This is a genomic window from Cupriavidus sp. F041, assembly GCF_057814235.1.
On record NZ_JBVASY010000002.1, the window covers coordinates 259,525 to 274,704 of the forward strand.

General features: G+C 67.4%; 16 protein-coding genes. 3 read left to right on the plus strand and 13 right to left on the minus strand.

The annotated features are described in order from the left end of the window. Positions 1-30: 30 nt before the first annotated feature. From ACZY0R_RS18215 to ACZY0R_RS18225, 3 genes are all read left to right on the plus strand, one after another. Entirely contained in the window at positions 31-591 is a 561-nt protein-coding gene (locus ACZY0R_RS18215; RefSeq protein ID WP_488860121.1) for a dihydrofolate reductase family protein, read from the plus strand. 47 nt (positions 592-638) lie between these two features. Further along, positions 639-1,298: a YbhB/YbcL family Raf kinase inhibitor-like protein gene (locus ACZY0R_RS18220; RefSeq protein ID WP_488860123.1), complete on the plus strand. Its 660-nt coding sequence runs from the start codon at positions 639-641 to the stop codon at positions 1,296-1,298. Between the two features lie 77 nt (positions 1,299-1,375). Next, positions 1,376-2,050, plus strand: coding sequence for a histidine phosphatase family protein (locus ACZY0R_RS18225; RefSeq protein WP_488860125.1), 675 nt, complete (start codon positions 1,376-1,378; stop codon positions 2,048-2,050). Positions 2,051-2,067: 17 nt separating this feature from the next. Here the strand turns inward: ACZY0R_RS18225 and ACZY0R_RS18230 are convergent, their stop codons facing one another. From ACZY0R_RS18230 to murU, 13 genes are all read right to left on the minus strand, one after another. Then, positions 2,068-2,793, minus strand: a complete 726-nt coding sequence (locus ACZY0R_RS18230; RefSeq protein WP_488860127.1) for a queuosine precursor transporter — start codon at positions 2,791-2,793, stop codon at positions 2,068-2,070. A gap of 117 nt (positions 2,794-2,910) precedes the next feature. Next, positions 2,911-3,495: a BPSL1445 family SYLF domain-containing lipoprotein gene (locus ACZY0R_RS18235; RefSeq protein WP_488860129.1), complete on the minus strand. Its 585-nt coding sequence runs from the start codon at positions 3,493-3,495 to the stop codon at positions 2,911-2,913. A 319-nt stretch (positions 3,496-3,814) separates the two neighbouring features. Continuing rightward, positions 3,815-4,882 carry a Holliday junction branch migration DNA helicase RuvB gene (gene ruvB / locus ACZY0R_RS18240; RefSeq protein WP_488860131.1) on the minus strand — a complete coding sequence of 356 codons (1,068 nt, stop codon included), beginning with the start codon at positions 4,880-4,882 and terminating at the stop codon, positions 3,815-3,817. A 127-nt stretch (positions 4,883-5,009) separates the two neighbouring features. Further along, positions 5,010-5,591, minus strand: a complete 582-nt coding sequence (gene ruvA / locus ACZY0R_RS18245; RefSeq protein WP_045237857.1) for a Holliday junction branch migration protein RuvA — start codon at positions 5,589-5,591, stop codon at positions 5,010-5,012. 158 nt (positions 5,592-5,749) lie between these two features. Further along, positions 5,750-6,925: a glycerophosphodiester phosphodiesterase gene (locus tag ACZY0R_RS18250; protein ID WP_488860133.1), complete on the minus strand. Its 1,176-nt coding sequence runs from the start codon at positions 6,923-6,925 to the stop codon at positions 5,750-5,752. A gap of 59 nt (positions 6,926-6,984) precedes the next feature. Continuing rightward, entirely contained in the window at positions 6,985-7,530 is a 546-nt protein-coding gene (gene ruvC / locus ACZY0R_RS18255) for a crossover junction endodeoxyribonuclease RuvC (protein WP_045237859.1), read from the minus strand. A gap of 573 nt (positions 7,531-8,103) precedes the next feature. Then, positions 8,104-9,678, minus strand: coding sequence for a bifunctional phosphoribosylaminoimidazolecarboxamide formyltransferase/IMP cyclohydrolase (gene purH / locus ACZY0R_RS18260; RefSeq protein ID WP_488860135.1), 1,575 nt, complete (start codon positions 9,676-9,678; stop codon positions 8,104-8,106). Positions 9,679-9,694: 16 nt separating this feature from the next. Then, positions 9,695-9,928: a Fis family transcriptional regulator gene (locus ACZY0R_RS18265; protein ID WP_006156396.1), complete on the minus strand. Its 234-nt coding sequence runs from the start codon at positions 9,926-9,928 to the stop codon at positions 9,695-9,697. Continuing rightward, the gene (gene dusB, locus ACZY0R_RS18270; protein ID WP_488860138.1) at positions 9,925-11,001 is read right to left on the minus strand and encodes a tRNA dihydrouridine synthase DusB; all 1,077 of its coding nucleotides are present in this window, start codon (positions 10,999-11,001) and stop codon (positions 9,925-9,927) included. Before dusB ends, ACZY0R_RS18265 begins: the two co-directional genes overlap by 4 nt. Positions 11,002-11,200: 199 nt before the next feature. Next, positions 11,201-12,469 (minus strand): UbiH/UbiF/VisC/COQ6 family ubiquinone biosynthesis hydroxylase, encoded by a 1,269-nt coding sequence (locus ACZY0R_RS18275; RefSeq protein WP_488860140.1) that lies wholly within the window; start codon positions 12,467-12,469, stop codon positions 11,201-11,203. Further along, the gene (locus ACZY0R_RS18280) at positions 12,450-12,974 is read right to left on the minus strand and encodes a hypothetical protein (RefSeq protein WP_488860142.1); all 525 of its coding nucleotides are present in this window, start codon (positions 12,972-12,974) and stop codon (positions 12,450-12,452) included. Before ACZY0R_RS18280 ends, ACZY0R_RS18275 begins: the two co-directional genes overlap by 20 nt. Then, complete coding sequence (locus ACZY0R_RS18285) at positions 12,971-14,353, minus strand: aminopeptidase P N-terminal domain-containing protein (RefSeq protein ID WP_488860144.1); 1,383 nt, start codon at positions 14,351-14,353, stop codon at positions 12,971-12,973. Before ACZY0R_RS18285 ends, ACZY0R_RS18280 begins: the two co-directional genes overlap by 4 nt. A gap of 82 nt (positions 14,354-14,435) precedes the next feature. Then, positions 14,436-15,176: an N-acetylmuramate alpha-1-phosphate uridylyltransferase MurU gene (murU, locus tag ACZY0R_RS18290; protein ID WP_488860146.1), complete on the minus strand. Its 741-nt coding sequence runs from the start codon at positions 15,174-15,176 to the stop codon at positions 14,436-14,438. Positions 15,177-15,180 lie beyond the last annotated feature (4 nt).

Below are 15,180 nucleotides of genomic sequence, written 5' to 3' on the forward strand. Positions count from 1 at the left end.
GCCGTAGCCGCCGCGCCCACCGGATCGCCCATGACCCAGACCGTTACCCTTTTCATTGCCACCAGCCTCGACGGCATGATCGCGTCGCCCGACGGCGGGGTGGACTGGCTGTTTACCGCCGGCGACTACGGCTTCGAGCCCTTCCTCGCCAGCGTCGACCGTATCGTGTCGGGCCGTGTCACCTACGAGCAGAGCCTCGGCTTCGGGCCGTGGTCCTATGGCGACCGCGCCTTCCATGTATTCAGCAGCAGCGCCGAGCCGTTGGCGCGGCCCGAAGGCGGCCCCTGGCGGATCGAACAGGAGGCCGAGCCGGTCCAGCAATGGCTGGCCCGCTTCAAGCATGAGCACAAGGACCGCGACGGGCACATCTGGCTGCTCGGCGGCGCGCAGGTGGCGCAGGCTTGCCTGGCCGCCGGCCTGGTCGATGCGATGGAACTGTTCGTCCATCCGATCGTGCTGGGGCGGGGCATTGCCCTGTTCGCCGGCAGCGGGCGTTCGGACTGGCGCCTGGAGGCGCATCGCGCTTTCGACGACGGCCTGCTACAACTCAGCTACCGCCTTACCTCACCGCCGGGACCGGCCACGGCCTGATCCCGCACGCCGCGCCGCGCGCGGCGCCTACCAGCAAGGAGAGACACATGAAACTTTGGAGCAAGGCCTTTGCCGACAACGGGCCCATTCCCGTCGAATTCGCCTTCTGCGCGATCGATCCCGCCACGCACGTGACGCTGTCGAGCAACCGCAATCCCGACCTGCACTGGGATGAAGCCCCGGCCGAGACGCGTTCCTTTGTGGTGATCTGCCATGACCGCGACGTGCCCAGCCGTGGCGACGACGTCAACCAGGAAGGGCGCGAAGTGCCCGCCTCGCTGCCGCGCGTGGACTTCTTCCACTGGGTGCTGGTGGATATTCCGCCCGGCCTGCGCACGATCTCGGCCGGCAGCCACAGCGATGGCGTGATCGCTCGCGGCAAGCCGGGCCCCGAGGCAACCGGCGGCACCGCCGCCGCGGGCGGCCTGCGCCACGGCGTGAACGACTACACCGGCTGGTTCGCCGGCGACCCGGACATGAAGGGCGATTACTACGGCTACGACGGTCCCTGCCCCCCGTGGAACGACACCCTGGTGCACCGCTACGTGTTCACGGTCTACGCGCTTGACCTCGACCGCCTGCCGCTGGAGGGCACCTTCACGGGGGCACAGGTGCGCGAAGCGATCCAGGGCCACGTGCTGGCGCAGGCAGCGATCACGGGCACCTATACCCTCAATCCGAAGCTCGCCGGCCACCCGGCACAGTAAGCTACCGGCAGGCGGTGCGAAGGCACTGTCTGCCAGGGCCGCCACGAGACCGCGTAGCGTCGCGTAAAGGAAACGGCATGTCGCAATTGCCCGGGCCGCATTCGCTGGCCTTCACCCACCTGATCCTGATCCGTCACGGTGAGACCGCCTGGAACCGCGAGCGGCGCCTGCAAGGGCAGCTCGACATCCCGCTCAACGCCACTGGCGTGGCACAGGCGGGTGCGCTGGCCCAGGCGCTGGCGGCAGAGCCGATCGACGCGGTCTACGCCAGCGACCTGTCGCGCGCAATGCAGACGGCGGCGCCGCTGGCCGAGGCGCTCGGCCTCGCAGTGCAGCCGGATCCCCGCCTGCGCGAACGCTGCTACGGTGCGCTCGAAGGCATGACCTACGCGGAAGTGGCCGAACAATTGCCCGAGGATTTCGCCAGGTGGCAGGCGCGCATCCCCGACTATGCGCCCGATGGCGGGGAGTCCTTGGTGGCCTTCCATGAGCGCGCGGTGGAAGCCGCGCTGGCGCTGGGGCGCCGCCATCCCGGCGAGCGCATCGCCCTGGTGGCGCACGGCGGCGTGCTGGACTGCCTGTATCGCGAGGCCAACGACATGACGCTGGAGGCGCCGCGCCGGCACGAACTGCTTAACGCCAGCATCAACCGCCTGCGCTGCGACAGCGTGCGGCTGACGGTCATGCAATGGGCCGACGTGGGCCACCTCGAAGCGCTGACCCTGGACGAGGTCGACCGCCGGGTCCCTTAGCCGCTGGCCGCTGCCCGTCAGACGCGCAGGCGGAAGGGCGTGAAATTGGTGTTGCGGTCGTAGTAGTCTTCGCGCTCGGCGTGCTTGAGGAATCGCACCACCTTGTAGGTGACCGGCGTCATCACCACTTCCCAGCTGGTCTTGAGGATGTACTGGGCGATGGCAACCTGGATCACCTTTTCCAGCGGCCAGATGCCGTAGAAGGCGATCACGTAGAACAGCGAGGAATCGACCAGTTCGCCGGCCAGCGTGGAGCCGATGGTGCGCGTCCACAGCCAGCGGCCTTCGGTCCACAGCTTCATCCTGGCCAGCACGTAGCTGTTGGCGAAACTGCCGCAGCAGAACGCGATCAGCGAGCCCAGCGCGATGCGCCAGGTATTGCCGAATACATCTTCCAGGCTTTTCTGGTAGTCGCCCATGAAGGGCGCCACCGGCATCTTCAGCACCACCAGGCTCATGAAGGTGGCGAACGCCAGGGCGGCGAAACCGGCCCAGACCACGCGGCGGTCGCGCCCGTAGCCGTACACCTCGGTCAGCACGTCGCCAAAAATATAGGAAATCGGGAAGAACAGCACGCCTGCGCCGAAGGTCACCGGGCCGATCCACGGCAGCGTGACCTGGGCCGCCTTGGCCGCGCCGATCAGATTGGAGCAAAGCAGGACCGTGACGAACGCCACCATCACGAGGTCGTAGTAACGGTAGACGCGCCCGGTGTGACCGGGCGTGGCGGTGGACGTGGTCATCGGGGTGTTCCGGGGGCGGCTTTGCCGCGATTATGCCAGCCACGCAAACACCGTGCCTGTCACGCAGGCGAACGTAGCCCTGGCCCGGAGGCCAGGGCTGACCGACATGGCCCGGAGCTAGATGCTCAGCTTGCCGATCTTGGCGCCATCCAGCGATATGTCGAACATCAGGCCCGCATTGGTCTGCACGAAGCCGATCACCGGCTGCTGGCCGGAAATGGTATCGATCTTGCCATTGGCCCCGACTTTGGCGAGCGCCACGCTGGCATCGGCGCCGACCGTCCAGCCGCTGCTGATGACGAACTTGTTGTAGGCCTCGGGCGTCATGAACATCAGCACCATGGACTTGGACTGGCCGCCTGCCGTCAGGCCGATCATGCCCGAGGTGGTGCGGTAGTAGCCCACCGACGCTCCCTTGGAGCGCAGCACCCCTTCGCCGTATTCGCCGCCGATCCCCAGGCCCGCCGACAGCACGCGCGGGAAGATCAGGATCCCTTGCGCGCGCGCGGCCAGTTCGCGCGAGCCATCGACCGTCGAAAACAGCCGGTTGATTGCGCCATCGGCGCCCGCGTCGATCTCTTGCCTCTTTGCCGCGGCATCGGTTGGCGAATTGGTGCCGGTGGTGGTGCAGCCCGCGGTGAAGGCGGTGGCCACGACCAGGCCCGATCCCGCCATCCGGGTAACAAACTGGCGTCGATTCATGTGCTCTCTCCTGTCTGGGAAAAGTCAGCCGGCCGTCTGGCGTCTCGCGTCGCCTTGCCTCGGCGGTCGGGGCTAAGTCATTGTGGACAAGGAGGCAGCCGCCAGCAATGCACGACAAAAGAATTGTCTGCGGGGCTCGAAAGTATTTAATGCGGGGAGAGGCAGGAGGAGTCCTATACGCCGCTCGCGGTGGCCCGGCTGCAGGAAGCGGTCGCAAAGGCTGCGGGGAGACCGGGCTGCAACCGGCTGACTTCAAGGTCAAAGTCAGTTTCGCCCGCTTGCGGGGGGCGAGTGGTTGCAAGCGATTGCTATTTCCGGCTTACGCCGGCGGCAGCTCGCCGCTTTCGACGCTCCCGCCGGGCGCGGCCAGGCCGAAGTGGCGGTAGGCGGCGGCAGTGGCCATGCGGCCCCGTGGCGTGCGCTGCAGGTAGCCCTGCTGGATCAGGAAGGGTTCAAGCACATCCTCGATGGTGTCCCGCTCCTCGCCGATGGCGGCGGCAAGGTTGTCGACGCCTACGGGGCCGCCGCTGAATTTGAGCAGGATCGCTTCCAGCAGCTTGCGATCCATCAGGTCGAAGCCGACTGCGTCCACGTCTAGCATGGCGAGGGCGGCGTCGGCGATGGTGCGTGTGATGTTTCCGTCTCCTTTGACCTCCGCATAGTCGCGCACGCGGCGCAGCAGGCGGTTGGCGATCCGTGGCGTGCCGCGTGCGCGGCGCGCGATTTCCAGCGCGCCCATCGGGTCGATGCGGGCGCCCAGCAATTGCGCCGAGCGCGTGACGATGCGGCCCAGTTCCTCTGCGGTGTAGAACTCCAGCCGCGCGACGATGCCGAAGCGGTCGCGCAGCGGGTTGGTCAGCATGCCGGCGCGGGTGGTGGCGCCGACCAGCGTGAAGGGCTGCAGATCGAGTTTGACCGAGCGCGCGGCCGGGCCTTCGCCGATCATGATGTCGATCTGGTAGTCCTCCAGGGCCGGGTACAGGATTTCCTCGACCACCGGCGAGAGGCGGTGGATCTCGTCGATGAACAGGACGTCGTTGGCTTCCAGGTTGGTCAGCAATGCGGCCAGGTCGCCGGGGCGCTCCAGCACCGGGCCGGAGGTCTGGCGCAGGTTGACGCCCATCTCACGGGCAATGATGTGCGCCAGTGTCGTCTTGCCCAGTCCAGGCGGCCCGAACAACAGGACATGGTCGAGCGCTTCGCGGCGGTTGCGCGCGGCATGCATGAAAATGTCCAGCTGGCCGCGCACTTTCTCCTGGCCGACGTATTCGTCGAGCAGCTTGGGGCGCAGCGCCCGCTCGAAGGCCTCCTCGTTGGGGGAGACGGCGGTGGGGGCGATCACGCGATCGGCGCTCCGGTCGGTGGCTAGCTTGTCGGTTTCGATCATGTTTCTGGTGCGGGCAAAGTGGTTGGATTGTAGCCCTTCCGGGCACGGCGCCGGCCGCACGGGCCCGGTGCAGCCAGCGCAGGCTCAATCCTGGAAGCGCCCCCGGCTTGCCCTCGATCCGGCCCGGTCAGCCCTTGGACAGGGATTTCAGCGCAAGCTTGATGCCGTCCGACACGCCGGTGCCCGCCGGCACCTGCTTGATGGCCAGCGCCGCCTCTTTCTCCGAATAGCCGAGCGCCAGCAGCGCGTTGAGGATGTCGACGGCGTTGTCGTGCACCGGTGTGCTGCCGGGCGCGTGGCCAAGCTCGGCGCCGAGCTTGCCCTTGAGTTCGAGCAGCAGGCGCTCGGCGGTCTTCTTGCCGATGCCAGGCACCCGCGTCAGGCGTCCGGCTTCCTGCAGCGTGATCGCCTGTGCCAGTTCGCTGACCGACATCCCCGAGAGCACCGCCAGCGCCATGCGCGCGCCGATGCCGGTGATCTTGATCAGCTCGCGGAAGGTGTTGCGCTCGGTGGCGCTGCCGAATCCGTACAGCAGGTGCGCGTCCTCGCGCACGATCTGCTGCGTCAGCAGGGTGACGGGCTGGCCGACGGCGGGCAGGTTGTAAAATGTACTCATCGGCACGTCGATCTCATAGCCGACGCCGTGGCAATCGACCAGCAGGTGCGGGGGATTCTTCTCGATGAGTGTGCCGGCGATGCGTCCGATCATGGTGTGGTGTCTGCTGCGAATTGCGGCGCGCGCGCCTGGAATCAGTGAAGTGCGACAGGAGCGGCGCCCGAAGCGTCTCGCCGTCGCGAAGCCCGCCAGTGTAGCCCAGCGTGCGGCGCGCCGGCGATCCGCGCGCCGCTTTCCCGGTTTGCTCCGGGCTAGCGTCCCGGCGTGTCCACCGCTTGCCGGCCCAGCGCCGGATCATCAGTGAAGAAACCGTCGATACCGGCGGCGAGGAAGGCCTGTACCTCGCGCACCATGCCGGCGGGACTGCGCGTGGCATCGTCGCCGCCGGTGCGCAGGTTGCGCGGCAGGAAGCCGTTCTCCGGGCGGAAGGTATAGGGATGGACCAGCAGCCCGGCGGCGTGCGCGCTGCGCACCAGCGCGGTCGGCGTGCCGAGGTTGCCGTTGGCGTCGCGCGGCACCACGTTGGCTTTCTCCGGGCCGATGCCGTTGGCGTAGCTGGCCACCTCGCGCAGCCCGACCGGCGTCATCATGTCGGCGAACGTGCGCGTATCGCCGGCCAGGCGCCAGTCGGCCGGGCGGTTCCTGGCGCCGCCCACCAATTGCACGAGCTTTACGTTGGGCATGCTGTTGCCCAGGCGCTGGTGCAGATCGCGCAGGTTGCCGGTCTCGAACGACTGCACGAAAACCGGCGCGCTGCGCGTGTATGCGTGTGCCCGCAGTGTGGCCACCAGCTTTTCTTCCAGCGGCAGGCCGATGCCGCGGAAATAGCTCGGGTGCTTGGTTTCCGGATAGAGCCCGATCACCCGTCCGTTGCGCTGCGAAGCCTTGGCCACCATCTCGATGATTTCATCGAAGGTGGGGATGTCGTACTTGTCGTTGTACTGGGTATTGGCCTTGCGCAACTGCGGAATGCGCTCGCGCGCGCGCAGCGTCTTCAGTTCGGCCAGCGTGAAGTCTTCGGTGAACCAGCCATCCAGGCGCTCGCCGTCGATCACCTTGATGCGCTTGCGGCTGGCGAACTGAGGCAGCTCGGCTACGTTGGTCGTGGTGCCGATCTCGTTCTCGTGGCGGGCCACCAGCACGCCGTCGCGGGTCATCACCAGGTCAGGCTCGACCACGTCGGCGCCGTCGTCGATGGCGCGCTCGTAGGAGGCCAGCGTGTGCTCAGGGCGCAGCGCGCTGGCGCCGCGATGCCCGATCACCAGGGCCTTGGGTGCGGCAGGCGCCGGGCCCGGAGCCGGGGTTGCGGGCGTGGTGGCAACAGGCGGCGCCGCACAGCCGGCGAGGATCGCGGCGGCAAGCGTGGACAACAGCGCAGGCAGGCGGAGGGATCGGGACGAACTCAAGGCGCGGAACGAGCGGGGCATGCGGCATCCATTGGCAGGGAACCGCTCGATTGTAAGAGACTTGCCGGTGCAGGCCGGGCTTAGCCGATCAGGCGGCCGCGCCGTACGCGCATGCCCTTGCGTATCAGGTCCGGAGCCAGCCCGGTCAGCGCGTCGAGCGTATTGCTGCCATTGGCATGGCAGATGGCCATGCCAAGCGCATCCGCGGCGTCGGAGCTGGGCCGGCCCGTCAAGCTCAGCAGGCGCATCACCATCTCCTGCACCTGCTCCTTGTTGGCGCGGCCGTAGCCGACGACTGCCACTTTCAACTGGAGGGCGGTGTACTCGAACACCGGCAGGCCGTAACTCACCAGGCCGCAGATTGCCGCGCCGCGGGCCTGGCCCAGCAGGAGCGTGGATTGCGGGTTGACGTTGACGAACACCTTCTCGATCGCTGCGCAATCGGGGGCGTAGGTGCGGGTGACTTCGCTGATGCCGTCGAAGAGGGTCTTCAGCCTTGCAGGCAAGCCGCTGTCGCCGTCGCTCTTGATGGTGCCGGAAGCGATGTAGGTTAGCTTGTTGCCGTGCTTTTCCAGCACGCCGAAGCCGGTGGTGCGGAGGCCGGGGTCGATGCCGAGGATACGCATGGGGTTTGTTGCTCGGCTAATGAGGGTGATTGCGTGATTGGGGGATTGTAGCGCTGAGTTTGCTTTTGGGGATTCTGGGGGGGGCGTCGTTAAAGGCAACTGCTTGACTTCAAAGTCAAAAGCTTAAAGTCAAAGGCAGTTTCACCACCCCTGCGGGGCGGCGACTTACTTTCTTGTCTTGCCAAGAAAGTAGGCAAAGAAGGCGCGCCGGATGGGGCGACTTCCCCTCGTGATTCGACGAAAAGAGCGGCCGGGACCCAAACTCGCATCGCCTTAAGGCGATACTCAGACGTGGGTCCCTCTTTTCCGCTCTTTTCGCCGAATCACGAGGCGCCCCATACGGCCTGGTACACCTTGACGGCTCGCTTCGCATCGCGGGCTGGTGTGGCCTGCCCCTGGGGCGCTCCACACGGCTACACCGAATTTTGATCGGGCGGTATCGCTGTTTCTTTGCGCTGGTTGGCTTCCCTCTCCCGCTTGCGGGAGAGGGGCCGGGGGAGAGGGCGGGCGCTTGCTATGCCGCGATGGGTTGTTTGCCCAGCCCGTGACAACCGCCCGGACCGGGCCCGGACCTCAATGCCGGAAGTGACGGACGCCGGTCAGCACCATCGCCACGCCGCGTTCGTCCGCGGCGGCGATCACTTCGTCATCGCGCATGGAGCCGCCCGGCTGGATCACGCAGGTGGCACCTGCATCCACCACCACGTCCAGGCCGTCGCGGAACGGGAAGAAGGCGTCCGAAGCCACCGCCGAGCCCGCCAGCGTGAGACCGGCGTTTTGTGCCTTGATGCTGGCGATCCGGGCCGAATCGACCCGGCTCATCTGGCCCGCGCCAACGCCCAGCGTCATCCCGCCGCCACAGAACACGATGGCGTTCGACTTGACGAACTTGGCCACGCGCCATGCAAACATCAGGTCGGCCATTTCCTTCGGGGTCGGCTGGCGCTTGGTCACCACGCGCAGTTCGTCCTGTTGCACATTCCTGGCGTCCGGGCTTTGCACCAGCAGGCCGCCGCCGACACGCTTGAAGTCAAACGGGTTGAGGCCCGCGCCCAGCGGGATTTCCAGCAGGCGCACGTTCTGCTTGGCGGCGAACACCGCGCGCGCGCCGGCGGTGAAGGACGGGGCGATCAGCACTTCGACGAATTGCTTGGCCACGATCTGCGCGGCGGCTTCGTCGAGTTCGGCGTTGAAGGCGATGATGCCGCCGAAGGCCGAGGTCGAGTCGGTCTTGAAAGCCTTTTCATAGGCTTCCAGCGCGTTCGCGCCTACCGCCACGCCGCACGGGTTGGCGTGCTTGATGATCACGCAGGCGGCGCCGCTGGCGGGGTCGAAGGACTTGACGCATTCCCAGGCGGCGTCGGCGTCGGCGATGTTGTTGTAGGACAGTTCCTTGCCCTGCAGCTGCTTGTAGTTGGCCAGCGCGCCTTCGGGTGCCTTCAGGTCGCGGTAGAACGCGGCCGACTGGTGCGGGTTCTCGCCGTAGCGCATTTCCTGCACCTTCTCGAAGGCCAGGTTGAGCGTCTGCGGGTAGGCGCTGCGGGTCTGGTGCGACTTGTCCGCGCCGAGGCTGGTCAGGTAGTTGGTGATTGCGCCGTCATACTGCGCGGTGTGGGCGAACACCTTGGTGGCCAGGCGGAAATTGGTCTCGTAGCCGACGCTGTTGGCGTTGGCGCGCATTTCGGCCAGCACCGGCGCGTAGTCGGCCGGGTCCACCACGACGGTGACGTCGCGGTGGTTCTTGGCAGCCGAGCGCAGCATGGTGGGGCCGCCGATGTCGATGTTCTCGATGGCGTCCGGCAGCGTGCAGTCATCCTTGGCCACGGTCTGCTGGAACGGGTACAGGTTGACCACCAGCAGGTCGATGGTGGGGATGTTGTGCTCGGCTAGCGCGGCCATGTGCTCGGGCAGGTCGCGGCGGGCCAGGATGCCGCCATGCACCTTCGGGTGCAGGGTCTTGACGCGGCCGTCGAGCATTTCGGGGAAACCGGTGTAGTCGGCCACTTCCGTGACCGGGAGGCCGGCTTCGGCGAGCAGCTTGGCGGTGCCGCCGGTGGAGAGCAGCGTGACGCCGAGCGTGTTGAGCTCGCGGGCAAAATCGACGATGCCTGTCTTGTCGGATACGGAGAGGAGGGCTTGCTTGATCATGGCTGTGGGGAACACTTCAAAGTAAACCGTGCTGCTGCAACTTCTTGCGCAGCGTATTGCGATTGATGCCCAGGTAGGCGGCGGCAAGCGACTGGTTGCGCTCGGCGCGCGCCATCACTGCTTCAAGCAGCGGCCGTTCCACGGCTTCGAGCACCATGTTGTACATATTCGACGGCTCTTCGCCGTCCAGGTCGCGAAAGTAGGCACCCAGGCTGTCCCGGATGCACTGGTCGATAGCGTTGCGGCTCATGCGGCAAGCAACTCCCCGTTATTGTTGTTGTTCGACTCGTTGCGTTTATCTTCGTCGGCGTCGTCCGCGCCTTCCTCCACATAGACCAGGCGCTCGGACAGTTGCGCCTGCTCGTCGAAGAAGGCGTTGACTGCGGCCAGCTGGGCCGTGGTGCTGTCCAGCGTGTTCATGCGGTGGCGGAACAGGTTGGCGCCGGCCAGGCCGCGCGTGTACCAGGCAATGTGCTTGCGCGCGGTGCGCACGCCGGTGAACTCGCCGTAGAAGTCGTAGTGATCTTCCAGGTGCGCGTTCATGATGGCGCGGATCTCTGCGACTTCCGGCGGCGGCAGCAGCTCGCCGGTGGCCAGGTGGTGCTCGATCTCGCGGAACAGCCAGGGCCGGCCCTGCGCCGCGCGGCCGATCATGATGGCATCGGCGCCCGTCACGGCGAGCACATGCCTGGCTTTTTGCGGCGAGGTGACATCGCCATTGGCGACCACGGGAATCGAGACCGCTGCCTTGACCGCGGCAATGGTCTCGTACTCGGCTTCCCCCTTGTACAAATCGGCGCGCGTGCGGCCGTGCACGGTGAGCATGCTGATGCCGGCATCCTCGACCATGCGGGCCACGCGCAGCGCATTGCGGTTCTGGCGGTCCCAGCCGGTGCGGATCTTGAGCGTGACGGGCACGCGGTCGCCAACCGCGGCGACCACCGCCTCGACGATGCGTACCACCAGCGGCTCGTTCTGCAGCAGCGCCGAGCCGGCGGCGACATTGCACACCTTCTTCGCCGGGCAGCCCATGTTGATGTCGATGATCTGCGCGCCGCGATCCACGTTATAGCGCGCCGCCTCGGCCATCATGGCGGGCTCCGCACCCGCGATCTGGACCGAGATCGGCTCGACTTCGCCGGTGTGGTTGGCGCGGCGCATGGTCTTCTCGCTCTTCCACAGCTGTGCGTTGGAGGCGACCATCTCGGACACCGCATAGCCCGCGCCGAGCTGCTTGCACAGCTGGCGGAAGGGCCGATCCGTCACACCGGCCATGGGTGCGACGAACAGGTTGTTGCGGAGTTGGTGCGGTCCGATTTGCACGATATAAGACTGGCGAGGGCCGCTGGGCGGCCCGCAACGAGACAAAAATGAAAATGGCATACCCTGCCGAAACGTTGCTCGGCGTCATTCAGTGGGCATGTGCGAGGGCAGGATTTTACCGCCAAACAGCCCGGGTTGCTCAAGATTTGAGCAAATATTGCTCCAGGCCGGGTGGCAGGCGAGGGTGCCGGCGCCGCCACTAGCGGCGCGTGCCGTACATCATCTGGCGCGCCAGCGCGTCTTTCAGCGGGCCCAGGCAGGCAAGCGCCGCCAGCGACGCGCCGCGCGCGTGGGCGGCAAGCGGGTAGGAGACGCCGAACAGGCGGGGCAGCAGGTCGGTTACGCCGATGGTGATGGCGCGATCCCGCTTTTGTTGCGCCGCAAACGCCAGCAAGGCCTGGGGTCCGCAGTCGGCGCGCAGGGCGCCAGCCAGGGCAAAGGCGTCGCGCAGGCCCAGGTTGAGGCCCTGGCCGGCGACGGGATGGAGTGTCTGCGCCGCATTGCCGACCGCGACGATGCGGCCCTGCACGGTGACTGGCGCGGCATTCAGCCCGAGCGGGAAGGCGTGCCGCTTGCCGATGCCGGTGAAGCGGCCCATGCGCGGGCCGAAGGCTTGCTCCAGCTCGGCGAGGAACTCGGCCTCGGGCAATGCCAGGCGGTGCGCCGCCTGCTCCGGCGGACAGCACCAGACCAGGGCGTAGCCGGGCGTGCCGTGCTCCTCGTGTGGCAGCAGGGCCAGCGGCCCTTCCTCGGTGAAGCGTTCCCAGGCCCAGCCCGGCTGCGGGCGCGAGCACGCCACATGGGCAACGATCGCGGTCTGGCCATAGTCGCGCCGGTATTTTTGACCCTGGATGCCGCGGGTGGACTGCTGGTGGAACAGCCCGCCTTCGGCTTGCACAGTCAGGCGCGCGTTAAAGACGACGGGCTGGCGGTCATGCGTATGGCCGCTCAGGTGTACCAGCCCGCCGCTTTCGTTTGCAATGCGGTCTGCGCCGGCATGCGGGGAGCGCTGCTCCAGGTGATCGATGCGCGTGTCGTAGGCTCGCGCCAGGCGCTCGCCGTCGGTGCCGGGGGCGGCATGGATCGCCTGGCCCAGCGCGCGTTCAAGTGATTCGCACAGATCGCCGTAGCGCACCACGTAACCGAGAGCGGGAACATCGTAGTCGTCCCGGTGCAGCTTGACGTGGCCAAAGCGCCCGCGTTGCGATACGTGGATATGCTCGATCGGCGTGACCGCCCGGGGCCAGGCGCCGATCTGCTCCAGCAACTGGCGGCTGCCATAGGACAGCGCAATGGCGCGCGGGTCGCGCGCCGCGCGCGCCGGGGTGGCGGCGTCGATCAGCGTCAGGCGCCACGGGCTCCTGCGCAGCAGCAGGCATGCCAGCGCGAGGCCTACCGGCCCCGCGCCGACGATGGCGATATCCGCGAGGTCCGCGCCGGGGGTGCGTTCAGTGCTTGCCGGACTCATGCGCGCTGTCAGGTTGGGCGGCCGGGTGACTGTCGTTGCCCGCGTTGCCCGCGTTGTCCACGTTGTCCGAACGGGCCTCCACGGCCTGCGCGCCGCGCTTCCAGCAGTTGGCATCCGTGCGGTGCTTGCCCGCTGCGGCATCGCGCAAGGCGTTGTCCAGCTTCTGCTGGCTGAAACCGGGGAAGGCCTGCAGGCGTTCCACCAGCGCCGCGTGATTGACCGCATTGAGCGGCACCACGCAGCCCCGGGGCGTGCCGTCGGCGGCCGGGTCGCCGACCAGGATCAGCCAGGCTGGGCCAGCCCACGGTTCACGGTTCGAGACCCGCACCACTACGCGTTCGATCGCGTCCCACTCAAGCTCTTCGCGCTGGCCGTCGGGGCGATGCACCACCACGCGGTCATCGTAGAGATTGACCACGAACGGTTGCGCGGGATCATAGGAGGACGCGCGGCTGGTTTCCGCGCGATTGCCTACCGGAAGTACCTTGCGTAGCCAGCCAATCATCGTGCACCTCCCGCGTCGCGCATCAGAGCTTCAATCTCGTCAGCCTTGACCGGGGCGCCGCGCGTCATCAGCTCGCAGGCGCCATGGGTCACCACGGCATCGTCCTCGATGCGGATGCCGATATGCCAGAAGCGCTCCGGCACATCAGGTGCCGGGCGCACGTAAATGCCGGGCTCCACCGTCAGCACCATGCCGGGCTCCAGCGGGCGCCAGGGGCGCTCGCCCTCGGCCGGCGCGGCGCCGGGCACGCGGTACTCGCCCACGTCATGCACGTCCATGCCGAGCCAGTGGCCGGTGCGGTGCATGTAGAACTGGCGGTAGCTGCCGTTGGCCAGCACATCGTCGATGCTGCCGCAGCGGTTGCGGTCGAGCAGGCCGGTATCGAGCATGCCCTGGGCCAGCACGCGCGTGGCGGCGTCGTGCGGCACGTTGTAGGGCACGCCGGCGCGGGTCTCGGCAATGGCCGCTTCCTGCGCGGCCACAACCAGGTCATACAGCTCGCGCTGGGCCGGCGAGAAGCGGCCGGAGACGGGGAAGGTGCGGGTGATGTCGGAGGCGTAGCCATCGAACTCGCAGCCCGCGTCGATCAGGCACAGTTCGCCGTCGCGCAGTTCCGCGGGGCCGGCGCGGTAGTGCAGCACGCAGGCATTGGGTCCGGCGGCGACGATCGAGTTGTAGGCGACGCTCTGCGCGCCGTGGCGGCGGAACTCATACAGCAGCTCGGCTTCCAGGTGGTACTCGCGCAGCCCCTGGCGCGACGTGCGCATGGCGCGCACATGGGCCTGCGCCGAGATCTCGGCGGCGCGGCGCATGGTGGCTATCTCGCCAGCGTCCTTGAACAGGCGCATCTCGTCGAGGATGGTGCGGATGTCGATCGCCGTCGACGGCGCCGTTACGCCGGCGCGTCCTTGCATGCGTACCGTTTCCAGCCAGCGGCGTACCTGCATGTCGGTGCGGGTATTGGAGGCCAGCGGGTAAGCCACCACAGCGTGGTTGGCCAGCAGCGGTGGCAGCAGCGCATCGATTTCCTCGACCGAATGGGCTTCGTCGAAGCCGAAGGCGGCCTGCGCGCCTTCCGGGCCATAGCGGAAGCCATCCCAGATCTCGCGTTCCTCGTGCTTGGGGCGGCAGAACAAAATGCTGCACTCGGCGCCGGATGCCTGTGCCACCAGCACCAGCACCGCCTCGGGCTCGGTGAAGCCGGTCAGGTAATAGAAATAGCTGTCGTGGCGATAGGGGTAGTCGCTGTCGCGGTTGCGCATGGCTTCCGGCGCGGTGGGCAGGATCGCCACGCCGCCGCCGGCGGCGCGCAGTTGCTGCAGCACGCGGGCGCGCCGGTCGCGACAGGCGAGAAGGAGGGCGGAGTCGGGTGCGGACATGTATGGGGCCACGTGGATGGGGAATAGGGCAGATTCTACCGCCGCCGGATTGCCGGCGGCGGTACTTGGCCTGGCAGGCTGGTCAGTGCAGGGGCGCGGCGGCCGCGCCGCGCCGGGCTTGTACCTGGGCATCCAGGGCCGCCAGCTGGGCCGGCGTACCAACGTTTTCCCAGATGCCGTCGAAGCGCTCCCCGCTGGCCAGGCCGGCGGCCACCGCCGCGCGGTAATAGGGCGTCATGGCAACTTTCTGCCCCGGCTCGATGGCGATGAACAGCCTGGTGTCGTACAGGCCGATATTGCCGAAGGTCAGGGCCGGAGTTGCCGGCGTTGGCGCGGGCAACAGCACGCCATCCGCGCCCAGCGCGAAATCGCCGCCCGGATGGAACGGCGGATTGGGCACCATCACCAGGTGCATGCGTGGCTCGGGCGCGCCGGCCATGGCAAGCGCGCGGGGCAGCAGGGCGCGGAAGTCGAAGTCGGTGAAGATGTCGCCGGATACGGCCAGGAAGATCTCCCCGCGCGCGGGCGCGGCCGACAGCAGCGGCAGCGCCTGGGCAATGCCGCCGGCGGTTTCCAGCGCGCTGGACTCGGCCGAGTAGGCCAGGCGCACGCCGAACCGGCTGCCGTCGCCGAGCGCTTGTTCGATCTGCCCGCCAAGCCAGGCGTGATTGATCACGATGTCCTTGAAGCCGGCACGCGCCAGCGCCTCGATCTTCCAGACGATCAACGGCTTGCCGCCGACCGCCAGCAGCGGCTTGGGGCAGGTATCGGTGAGCGGGCGCATGCGCTCGCCGCGCCCGGCTGCAAAAATCATGGCTTTCAATGCA